Origin of the sequence: Vibrio sp. V08_P9A1T1, from assembly GCF_963874405.1 — a bacterium.
Taxonomy (GTDB): Bacteria; Pseudomonadota; Gammaproteobacteria; order Enterobacterales; family Vibrionaceae; genus Vibrio; species Vibrio anguillarum.
Map to the genome: position 1 here is coordinate 1 of NZ_CAWNIB010000009.1, position 11,923 is coordinate 11,923.

Below are 11,923 nucleotides of genomic sequence, written 5' to 3' on the forward strand. Positions count from 1 at the left end.
TTTTACAGCAACAGTTGTGTTGAATGCAGAGTTTATCGAGCAACCGCTTGATAAGCTGTGGTCGCTGATCTCTCCACTTTATATGGTGGACGAATCTCAATGGCTGAAGCAGTTATTACCGCTGGCAACAGCTACAGAATCAGAAAAATCGGCGATATTAAATAAAACAACCCAGTTAATCGAAGCGATCCGAGCCGACAAAAAAGCGGTGCAAATGATCGATGCCTTATTACTTGAGTACAGTTTAGATACGCAAGAAGGTATTTTGTTGATGTGTTTGGCTGAAGCTCTGATGCGCATTCCCGATGCGGAAACCGCGGATGCTTTTATTAAAGATCGCCTCAGCGTTGCGGATTGGAAATCTCATCTGAAAAATTCTGACTCTGTCTTTGTCAATGCGTCCACGTGGGGGTTGATGCTGACTGGTAAAGTGATTGGCCTTGCTGATGTGGATACGACTAGTCCAACGCAGGCGGTTAATCGTCTAGTGAATAAGCTTTCTGAGCCAGTGATTCGTAAGGCGATGCACCAAGCGATGAAGGTGATGGGCCACCAATTTGTGCTAGGCCGAACCATTGAAGAAGCACAAAAAAATGGCCGTCCTATGCGTGATAAAGGGTATACCTATTCATTTGATATGCTCGGTGAAGCGGCGTTAACCACGGCCGATGCCAATAAATATTTCAAAGATTATTTGATGGCGATTGAGGCGGTTGGCCGCGAGAAATATGGCTTATCAACCAGCCCGGCACCGTCCGTATCAATCAAGCTTTCTGCATTGCATCCGCGTTATGAAGTGGCTAATCAAGAGCGCGTGCTGAGCGAGCTTTATAGCACACTGCTACAGCTTTTAGCCCGTGCTATCGAGCTGGATGTGGCGATCACTATCGATGCAGAAGAAGCAGACCGTTTAGAGCTGTCATTAAAGCTATTTGAAAAGATATATCGCAGTGAACCCGTGAAAGGGTGGGGGAAATTTGGTTTAGTTGTACAAGCTTACTCTAAGCGCGCTTTACCCGTTTTAGTTTGGCTTAATGGGTTGGCGAAACAGCAAGGTGATGTGATCCCACTGCGTTTAGTCAAAGGGGCGTATTGGGATAGCGAAGTGAAGTGGTCTCAGCAAAGTGGCTACAGCAACTATCCGGTATACACACGTAAAGAAGCTACTGATGTAGCCTATTTGGCTTGCGCTCGTTTTCTTTTAAGTGAGGGCGTTCGTGGCCATATTTTCCCTCAATTTGCCAGTCATAATGCACAAACCGTGACCGCGATTGCGGTGATGTCACAACACAAAGATTTTGAGTTCCAGCGTCTGCATGGCATGGGTGATGCTCTTTATCATCATGCAATGAAAGCCTATCAACAATCGGTGCGAATTTATGCTCCAGTAGGTAGTCATAAAGACTTACTGCCTTATTTAGTTCGTAGATTGCTTGAAAATGGTGCGAACAGTTCGTTTGTGCATCGTTTAGTTGATGCTCGTTGTCCTATTGATACGTTAACGCAACATCCTGTCGATATGTTGCTCTCGTTTGATTCTTTACCAAATAACAAAATTCCTTTGCCACCGCACATCTTTGCCGAGCGCGTTAATTCCTATGGTGTCAATATTGATATTGAAAGTGAGGCAACGCCTTTTGAAGCGAAAGTAGAATGTTGGCTCAGTAAACAGTGGCATGCTTCTCCTATCATCAATGGTGTTGCTCTACTCGAAAGCATGATCAAGGCAGGGGCATCGCCGGAAGTTGTGACTGCGCCGTATGACCGTAGGAAGCATGTTGGACAAGTGGTATTTGCCAACCTTGATCATGTTTCCGAAGCTATCTCAATAGCGGAGCAATCCTTTGCTGCTTGGAAGCAAGAAGAGCACAGCGTTCGCGCGGGCAAACTTGATAAACTTGCTGATTTACTCGAAGAGAACTTGGCTGAACTGGTCGCCATTTGTCATCACGAAGCAGGGAAAACCATTCACGATAGCATTGATGAAGTCCGCGAAGCGGTAGATTTTTGTCGCTATTACGCCAAACAAGTTTCCGCGTTAACACCCTTTGAAGTGACGAGTTTTGATAATGAAAAGCGTAAAGTGAGCCGTGAAGGTCGCGGTGTTTTCGTGTGCATTAGCCCATGGAACTTCCCTCTTGCGATTTTTCTTGGGCAAATCACGGCAGCGTTAGTGGCGGGTAATACGGTCGTTGCCAAACCCGCAGAACAAACCAGTTTGATTGCTTCGCGTGCCGTGGAACTGATGTTGGAAGCTGGCTTTCCTGCTGGCGTTATCCAATTGTTACCTGGACGTGGTGCAGAAATTGGCAGTGCGCTGACTTCTCACCCTGCCATTGCCGGTGTCGCGTTCACTGGATCAACGGCGACCGCGCAACGTATCAATCAAGCTCTCGCTCAACGTGACGCCGCGCCAGTACCGTTGATTGCAGAGACGGGTGGGCAAAACGCGATGATCGTTGATAGTACGGCTTTACCCGAGCAAGTGGTGAGAGATGTGATTCGTTCTGCCTTTGCTTCGGCTGGGCAGCGCTGCTCTGCATTACGAGTGCTATTTGTTCAACAGGATATTGCCGATCGCATCATCAGCTTGATTCATGGTGCGATGAATGAGCTCAAGATTGGTCTTCCTTACCTCCACAGTACAGATGTCGGCCCTGTTATTGATGAAAAAGCCAAACAAAAGTTGCTCTCTCACATTGAACAGATGACCAAGACACAGACCAAAGTTGCGCAATTAGAACTCAGTTCGGAGTGCCAACACGGCGATTTTGTACCGCCAGCGGCTTTTGAAATTTCAGATATTCACTGCTTAACCGAAGAACAATTTGGGCCGATCTTACATATCGTGCGTTTTAAAGCGCGTGAGCTGGCCGATGTCGTGCAGCAAATTAATCAAACTGGTTTTGGTTTAACCATGGGAATCCATAGCCGCAATGAAACGACGTATCGTTGGATAGAAAAACACGCCCGAGTAGGTAACTGTTACATCAACCGTGATCAAGTGGGTGCGGTGGTGGGCGTGCAACCATTTGGTGGGCAGGGGCTTTCTGGTACCGGACCAAAGGCAGGTGGCCCACATTACTTATACCGTTTTACTCAAACTGAATTTTCTCAGTAATAAAGGCTCAGGAGAATTAGCATGGTTCATCAAGTAACACGTTTTTCTGACGCTTTTTCAGCATGGGAAAATTGGAATATCACCGATTTTGATTCTAAATGTGAGTGCTTACTTTCATTTAAAAATCTACTAGAAAGCGCTATGCCACAACTGGCAACAGTGATTTCTTACCATCTTCATCAGGCATCGGCGCTGTTGGCGCATTCGCATCAATTGATCGGTCCTACTGGAGAAACCAATGAGCTATACACCGCAGGTCGGGGCGTGGCTGTGATCATCCAAGGTGAACACAGTGATAAAGCGCAACAGGCGGTGGCAGCTCAGCTTTGTGCCGCTCTTGTGGCAGGCAATAGCGTCGTCTTATGTAGTGACGATGCAATGTTGATTCGAACACTGCAAGCGGCATTTGAGCAGTCAACACTCCCTACTAATCTCATTCAGTTTACGTCTTTTGATGCTTATCATCCGTTGATGGCGTCGGACGTTCGAAGTGTAGGTTACGTTGGGAACACTTCGGTTGAGCGTAGCCTCAACCGTCAGCTAGCTGATCGTAATGGTGCGATTGTCAGCCTAGTTTCTGAAACGGACTTGAGCGCGATCCCCGTGGCTCATGATCCTCACTTATCGTTGCGCTTTATTACCGAGCGTACTCGCACAATAAATATAACAGCAGTGGGTGGTAATGCGACCTTGCTTGAGCTTGGTAGCGAAACCCATTAATCCTTTCTGTTTTATCCTCTTCTTCGGAAGAGGACATGGAAGGCGATCTTTTAAAGAGGACAAACACAATGGAAAATAGCTTTGCTATTACAACCACCTTTATCCTGTATCTTATTTTGATGCTGGCTATTGGTGTGGTTGCATACCTTCGAACGAAAAACTCCGCAGATTATTTCTTAGGAGGGCGATCACTGGGCCCTTGGCCTGCGGCTTTATCGGCGGGTGCATCTGATATGAGCGGTTGGTTATTGCTCGGTTTACCTGGTTACGCGTACGCCGCTGGTATTGAGGCTTTCTGGCTAGCGGGTGGCTTATTATTGGGCACATGGGCGAACTGGTTAGTGAATGCTAAGCGCTTGCGCACTTATAGCATCACGACAGATTCATTAACATTACCTGAATTTTTATCACGCCGTTTTAATGATAAATCTAAACTGATTCAAACCATTTCAGCCTTCTTTATTTTGCTGTTCTTCCTCTTTTATACCAGTTCTGGCCTTGTGGCTGGCGGTAAACTATTTGAAACGGTATTTGGTTTAGATTATTCAACCGCAGTTATTATTGGCACCATTTGTGTGGTGTCTTATACACTGTTTGGTGGATTTTTAGCCGTTTCTTGGACTGACTTAGTGCAAGGCCTATTGATGGCAGCGGCATTAATGATTGTACCCATCGCGGCAATCAACGGTGGTTTGGGTCAACTGAGTCAAGATCTATCCGCAATAAACCCAGAGCTATTGACGCTGTGGCATGATGTGAAAGGTGAGCCGTTAACGGGTGTTGCCATTATCTCATTAATGGCATGGGGGCTTGGTTATTTTGGTCAACCCCATATTTTGGCGCGCTTTAAAGCGTCTCGCTCAAATAAAGATCTCACCACAGCACGTCGTATTGCGGTCATTTGGACTGGTTTATCCATGGCGGGAGCCTTGTTGGTTGGCTTAGTTGGGCTTGTTTATGTGACGAACACTGGTTCGCTGGAGCTGGCAGATGGTGAAAAAATCTTCATGCTGCTAGTGAATGCGATTTTCCATCCAGTTATTGCAGGTATTTTGCTTGCGGCTATTCTTGCGGCAATTATGAGTACCGCTGACTCGCAATTATTAGTTTCTTCCTCTGCGTTAGCGGAAGATTTTTACAAGCAAGTCATCAAGCAAGATGCAACGTCGGAGGAGATCGTTCGTGTTGGCCGCTTTGCTGTGATTCTAATTTCTATCGTTGCGTTAGTGCTGGCCATGACACCAGATAGTTCCGTGCTCGGCTTAGTCTCGTATGCATGGGCGGGCTTTGGCGCCGCATTTGGCCCAGCAGTGGTATTGAGCCTTTATTGGTCTCGAATGAACCGCAATGGTGCACTAGCCGGCATTATTGTTGGTGGCGTGACAATTGTGGTTTGGAAACAACTGTCTGGCGGTTGGTTTGATGTGTATGAAATTGTTCCTGGGATCATTTTCTCTGTACTTGCGATCGTTGTGGTGAGCTTAGCGACAGCTGAACCCGAAGAGAGCGTGAGAGCACAGCACGTGACCTTTAAAAAGCAGCTGGTTGAACTAGATTGACATTCATACCGTTGTTCAATAACTAGCCCCTTTCTGAGGGGCTTTTTTGTACAGGTTAGATTGTGTAGTGTGCTTAGCAGAAAATAAGGAGATTGGGATGGACGTTTTTTGAAGATAGCTCACGAAACACACACTAAAGTTTGAGAAAAATGAACCTGTAGGCGCAAAATGTGTCAATTATCAATAATGATGCAAATTGTAGGGATTATTGGACCATGTCAAAAGCTTATTGCACCTGTTGTCGTAAAGAGACACCACATAAAGTCGTGATGAAGCGCTGTCAGTCAGAACCTTGTTCAACGTGGCAAGGTGTTCAAAAGTTTTTTGCGCTCATTATACAAGGTGAACCTCATTACAAAATGGAAAAGCAAGGTTTTTGCCGAGTATGTAATCACCCATCAACATTAAGCCACACCGACTTCTCACGCGTCCGCGTTCTCTAAATACTTCCAGCACTGCGCTAAGTTTTTTGGCGTAGTGCGCCTCTCGCTCAAAAGATAATTTTGCTTTTATTCGGCTGACTAAGTTTGATTTAGTGCACATTCACGTGCCGTTCTATTGCACGAGTGTCAAGTATTGGGAACTTAGGCAAAGTAATAATCCATAGTTGTAATACTCTCAAGCCCATTACTTTGGTGAACAAGCTTCAAGGAGCATTGCAATGCAATTGAGTTTAAAGAGAAAAATGGTGTTCTCTGTGGTTGCTGCTATTACATTGACAGCCGCTGCATTGGTTATGGTTGGCTATCAAACCTTTAAAACCGACAGCTGGAGAGCGATTGAGAGTGAAGCGCGTAATACATTACAGGCTCATGCAAAAGGGATTGGTGACTGGTTTAATGGCAAACAAAAAACGCTGCTAGGATTAAAAAACGAAATCGAGCGTAATCCACAATTAGACATTGTTCCTCACCTACGCCAAACCTTGGAGTCTGGTGAGTTTGGGCTGAGTTATTACGGTAATGAACAGGGCGATATGATCCGCAATGACGGATCGCGTAACCAAAATGGTTATGATCCTCGTGAGCGTGGTTGGTATAAAGAAGCCAAAGTCGCGGGTAAACCGATCACAACCGCCCCCTACGTCAGCGTTACCATGCAAACCTTAGTGGTGACATTGGCAGAACCTGTCCGTCAAAATGGCCAACTGATTGGCGTCGCCGCTTCCAATTTAGCTTTGGGTAAATTGATCAAGGATGTCTTAGCTATTGAGGTTCCCGGGAAGGGCAATGCTATTTTGGTGAATACCAAGGGGCTAATTGTTGCCCATCCCAATCAAGAGCTTATTTTAAAACCTACCCAAGAAATGGCCTCACAACTGACCATTCAAAGCATATCAGAGGCGGCAAATTCTCAATTACCACTCTTTGTTGATATTGATGGTCAGGCCAAAGTATTGATGGCGCAAAGTATTGAACATACCGACTGGCTGTTGGTTATGGTGATGGACAAAACGGTTCTTGAACAGCCACTCAATGACATGCTATTGAAACAGAGCTTGATTGGCTTGATGATTTTAGTGATCTTGGCATTAGCGACCTCATGGTTCGTCGCTCGTCAGTTGAATGAGTTGAGTAATATTGCTCAAGCTTTGTCAGATATCGCCGAAGGTGATGGCGATTTAACCCGTCGTTTAGCCGTTCGCAGTGATGATGAAGTCGGTATCTTAGCGGATAAGTTCAATAAATTTGTCGATCGCATCCATGTCATGGTGCAAAGCGTGCGTGATGTTTCCGTTTCCCTTAACCAAGGAGCGACACAGGCCGCGAGCTCAGCCAGTCAACGTAGTGAACGGATTCGTACTCAACAAGATGAAATTACTATGGTTGCAACTGCGGTAACTGAAATGGCATCTGCGACCGCTGAAATCGCGGGCAATGCTGATAATACCGCTAAAAATGCCAATGAATCGGTTGAGCTTGGCGCACAAGGCTATCGCCAGATGCAACAAAGTAAACAGTCAATCAATCAGTTAGCACAAGAGCTTAGCAGTGCTGTGGGCATCATTGGTGAATTAGAAGTGCACGCTAATGAGATTTCAACCATTCTGTCGACCATTCGCTCGATTGCAGAGCAGACAAATTTGTTGGCCTTGAATGCGGCGATTGAAGCGGCGCGCGCCGGAGAGCAAGGTCGTGGCTTTGCGGTTGTAGCTGATGAAGTCCGAGTGCTTTCTCAGCGTACTCATGCCTCTACCGAGGAGATCCAGTCTAAAATTTCCGGTTTGCAAAAGGTAACGACCAATGCTGTTTCTGTCATGACGGAAAGCCATAAACTGGTCGAAACAAGTGTGCAAGATGTGAACCATACAGGAGAAAGCTTACACGCAATCAGCGAAGCCATTCAGATGATCAGTGATATGGCGACACAAATTGCATCAGCAGCAGAAGAGCAATCTTTGGTGACAGCGGATATTAATGGCAACACCGAATCGGTACGTGAAGTCAGCGACCAACTCGCCAGTGATGCGCAAAATGCAGTGCAACAAGCTCATGAAATGCACCGTTTAGCGAATGAGTTAGATAAAGAAATTTCTCGCTTCAAACTGTAATCATCTCAACGTACTCAAAGTAAAGAGGCGATAAATAGATTACAACCAAGAAAGTGGGTGCTTGCTCACTTTCTTTTCCTTTTTTCTCCTCAGTCTTTTTATTCTAACGTTCCCCTATTCTATGTGATTTATATCACAATGCCTTGTGATGATAGGTTGGTTTAACGCTGTAAGCCATTATTGTATGCCATATCACTTTTTTTTGAGCGCCGTGCAAAACCATGAGCCTAGACCGCATCGACCAACAGATCTTACGTATTTTGCACAGTAAAGGACGGCTTCCCGTTGTTGAGCTAGCAAAGTTGGTGAATTTAACCACATCTCCTTGTTCTGATCGTGTCAAACGCTTAGAAAAGGAAGGGTATATCAAAGGCTACCATGCAGAACTGTGCCCAGAAAAGTTAGGTCTGGATGTACAAGTGTTCATTCATATTCGATTGGATCAAACCAGTTTCTCTATTTTTGAGCGTTTTTCACAAGCAGTGGCGGACATCCCAGAAATTGAAGCATGTTATTCATTGTCCGGTGATTTTGACACCATGATCAAAGTGAGAGTGAAAGATATGAAAGCCTACCAAAGTTTTATGTCTGGCAAGTTGGGTACATTGCCGGGAGTGATTCAAACGCGCAGTGAATTTGTGATTGAAGAACATAAAGCCAGCTTTGGCATTAATCCTGAGCTCATTTCCAAGACGCTGCCTTAGCTGCGAATGAGGTGAAATACGGTGCAAGAAACAGAACAGCAACAGCCCTTAACTAAAGACGTTACGACACTTTTTACTAGATTAAAACAGCAGACAATAGCAGAGCCGTATCCTAGCCTTGAGCAAAGACGTATTTGGTTGCAGTGCTTAAAAACTGCGTTACTCAGTGAACAGGCAGCGCTCGTTGAGGCCTTAAATCGGGATTATGGTTATCGAAGTCGCTTTGATAGTACGGTTTGCGATCTGCTACCGGCCGTTTCACACATTAATTACACGCTAAAACACCTCAAATCGTGGACAAAATCGCAATCGCGTCATGCAGGTTGGCTATTACTGCCGTCGACAGTGAGCGTTCACTATCAACCCTTGGGTCTTGTGGGGGTGATTGTACCTTGGAATTTTCCTATCGTGCTCAGTATGGCTCCATTAGTCACCGCATTGGCAGCAGGTAATCGCGCTATGGTCAAATTGAGCGAATATACGCCCTGCACCAACCAAGTGTTGATGCGTATTTTTGCGACGGTCGATGAAGCGGTTGATACTGTAGAAGGTGGGGCTGACGTTGCCGCACAGTTCAGTGCGTTACCCTTTGATCATCTGTTATTTACGGGGTCAACACCGGTAGGTAAATTGGTTGCCCAAGCGGCTGCGAAAAACCTAACACCAGTAACGTTAGAGCTTGGCGGGAAATCCCCCGTGATCATTGCACCTGATGCTGACCTTGCGCGTAGCGTTGATAACATCATGCTTGGCAAAGCCATCAATGCAGGGCAGATCTGTGTTGCTCCTGATTATGTTTTACTGCCGGAAGGCAAACAACAAGCCTTTGTGGAGCTCTATCTGCAACGCTTTAAGCGCTATTTTTCCACTAAAGATGGCTATGATACGTCACATATTATTAATCAAACCCAGTTTGATAGGCTGCAACAATACTTAGACGATGCTAAACAAAAAGGGGCCACATTGCATCCCGTAGAAGGCGATGCAAAAGCGGGAACGTATCAATTTTTGCCTTGCTTAGTGACGAATTTGAAGGTTGATATGTTGTTATCCCAACATGAGATATTTGGCCCCATATTGCCGATATTGAGCTATCACAGTTTGGATGAAGCGATAGCTTATATCAACGCTCGCCCACGTCCGTTAGCTTTATATTTAATGAGTGATGATCACGAGGTGATCAAACAGGTTAGTACACAAACGCATAGTGGTGGCCTAGCTGTGAACGATACTCTGTTACATGTGGCCGCCGATGATGCCCCCTTTGGCGGTATTGGCGATTCTGGGGTTGGGCACTATCACGGGATTGAAGGTTTTAAGACCTTTTCACACGCCAAAACCGTATTGTTTTCTAAGCGTTGGTTGCCACGTAGCCAGTGGATGCTGCGTTATCGTTTAGTGATGCTGGCAATATTACGCAGGCTATTTATTCGCTAATCAATGGACCACACATTTTTAATATCAGGCCATCCCCAGTTGGTCAGTGCAACGTCTTTGAGCACTCCCTGAAAGCGTAATGTTTGCTTATGGTGGAACAAAGGGACGAGGCAGTATTCGTTGATCAAACTCGATGCTAGCGGTTCCAACGCGATAAGGTAGTGTGTCAATGGTGTCGTTGACCGAATGTCGATTAACGTTTTGAGCAGCCATTGGCTCTCTGCGGGGCCAATGCAATGGTGTAACATTGGGTTGCCAAATAAGTGACTAAATGCACTGAAATGCCGGTTGTCATCTAAATTAATATTGGTGATAACTATGGTCTCGTACAATTTGCCTTGCTGGGCCAGAAAATTCAATTCTCGGTAGGAGTAAATGTTGACGGCAACAGCCAGCCCCATCTCCTCTAAAATATGTTTCACACCGAAGGCGCAATGAATCAGTACCGTGTAGTCATAGACGGCAATCGAGATTTGATTTGGCAGGCTTGCTTTGGGCGCTGGTGGTCGCACCACAGGTTGCCATACTGGCAGTAGGTTACTGGCAACGACTGCGTCAAACTTAGTTGGTTGTTGTGCTAAATAGTGCTCTAGTTTTTCTCCAGATATCTCGGTAGCTAGGTAGCGTTTCTGATTTTCATTAAGAGGTGAATGAGCACCTTGATTGAACAAAATAAACATGCAACCATCTTCCACTCTTGATGATTGATTAGAGGTGATGATCGCCAGTTCTTCAACGTTACTCAGCTCTACATCGTGGTGGCAAGAGATGTTTTGTTGCTGATTTTTTTGTTTGATATGCATGCCTTGAGGGTACAACTCGTCTTCATTTAAAATCCAAATTGTGACGTGATCCGTTAAAGCTCGGCAGCCATAGAATTGGTCAAATGCGCTTAAAATGAGTTTGTGAGGTGAGTGATCTCGAACTTGAAATGGGCCACAACCTGTCACCATTGGGGAGTATGCATTGTTCACTTGGCTGGCTGGTTGAATTGAATATTTGACGCCAGAGAGCAACCCTGCAAATCCTAAATCAGATTGATTAAGAGAAAATACTACTTTTTGTGGTTGTGGTGCGCTTACATCAACCAAATGCGCGAGCTCTTTTTTGTACTCTTCCAAACTAGAGAGTTTGGCAAATAAACTCACGATCGTATTAGCATCAATCGGTGAGCCATCGTGAAACGCTAATCCGGGGCGAAGATAAAATACCCACTGAAAATGTTGCGCATCATACTCCCAGTGATGGGCTAATTCTGGATGAAAGCGTCCTTGTTCATCACACTGGATGAGGCAGCAATAGATTTGCCTGAGCAGAAATCGCTCACTACTACGCTGTATTTGATGGGGCACTAGCCGTTCAAATGGTCGTTTATACGTCAGTTGAATGTGTAAGCGACCTTCGCGAATAGATGCGCCGGAAGTACTTTGCAACAAACGCCCAAACACTACCTCATCATTATCTAGTATGGTTAAGGCTTTTTCATATTTCCCAGCCAAAATTTGCTCTTTCGCGAGCGTTTGTTTGATTGTGTCTAAATCGAGGTTCAGGCGCAGTATCGAGCGTTGGTTACGTCCGACTTTGGGTTGCCACTTGAGCCAACCTTGTTGCTGCATTTTAGCCACCAGATTTCGTGCATGACGCGGTGAGGTGAATAAACATTCTGCAACCTGTGTTAACGACACTTTAATCTCTTGACCCACACCAAGCACGGTCAGGCGTGTGTAATAACGTAATAAAGTAAGATCAGACACTCGCAAATCCTCTGGATGAAAGGGAAGAGATAGGCAGTTCAGTTCTTCGCACGGCCTTGCGCTTTGCCCTCCTTGAT

The 11,923-nt window shown here is 45.6% G+C and carries 8 protein-coding genes; 7 read left to right on the forward strand and 1 reads right to left on the reverse strand.

What is annotated here, in order from left to right; translation table 11 throughout:
- The 7 genes from putA to AACT21_RS00510 all read left to right on the forward strand — a co-directional run.
- Positions 1-3,121, forward strand: a 3,121-nt coding sequence (gene putA / locus AACT21_RS00480) for a bifunctional proline dehydrogenase/L-glutamate gamma-semialdehyde dehydrogenase PutA (RefSeq protein WP_254917144.1), incomplete at its 5' end; no start/stop codon positions are given.
- 21 nt (positions 3,122-3,142) lie between these two features.
- Entirely contained in the window at positions 3,143-3,841 is a 699-nt protein-coding gene (locus AACT21_RS00485; protein WP_017042347.1) for a 1-pyrroline-5-carboxylate dehydrogenase, read from the forward strand.
- Positions 3,842-3,909: 68 nt separating this feature from the next.
- The gene (gene putP, locus AACT21_RS00490) at positions 3,910-5,400 is read left to right on the forward strand and encodes a sodium/proline symporter PutP (protein WP_017044927.1); all 1,491 of its coding nucleotides are present in this window, start codon (positions 3,910-3,912) and stop codon (positions 5,398-5,400) included.
- A gap of 215 nt (positions 5,401-5,615) precedes the next feature.
- Positions 5,616-5,843, forward strand: a complete 228-nt coding sequence (locus AACT21_RS00495) for a hypothetical protein (RefSeq protein ID WP_013868195.1) — start codon at positions 5,616-5,618, stop codon at positions 5,841-5,843.
- A 218-nt stretch (positions 5,844-6,061) separates the two neighbouring features.
- Positions 6,062-7,951, forward strand: coding sequence for a methyl-accepting chemotaxis protein (locus AACT21_RS00500; RefSeq protein ID WP_013868194.1), 1,890 nt, complete (start codon positions 6,062-6,064; stop codon positions 7,949-7,951).
- A 221-nt stretch (positions 7,952-8,172) separates the two neighbouring features.
- Positions 8,173-8,655, forward strand: coding sequence for an Lrp/AsnC family transcriptional regulator (locus tag AACT21_RS00505; RefSeq protein ID WP_010317305.1), 483 nt, complete (start codon positions 8,173-8,175; stop codon positions 8,653-8,655).
- Between the two features lie 21 nt (positions 8,656-8,676).
- A complete protein-coding gene (locus AACT21_RS00510; protein ID WP_017049360.1) occupies positions 8,677-10,092 on the forward strand; it encodes a coniferyl aldehyde dehydrogenase in 1,416 nt (471 codons plus the stop codon).
- On the opposite strand, the gene AACT21_RS00515 is transcribed toward AACT21_RS00510, so the two are convergent.
- Positions 10,089-11,923: SgrR family transcriptional regulator (locus tag AACT21_RS00515; RefSeq protein WP_339373618.1), on the reverse strand; the 1,835-nt coding region annotated here is incomplete at its 5' end. The genes AACT21_RS00510 and AACT21_RS00515 overlap by 4 nt on opposite strands.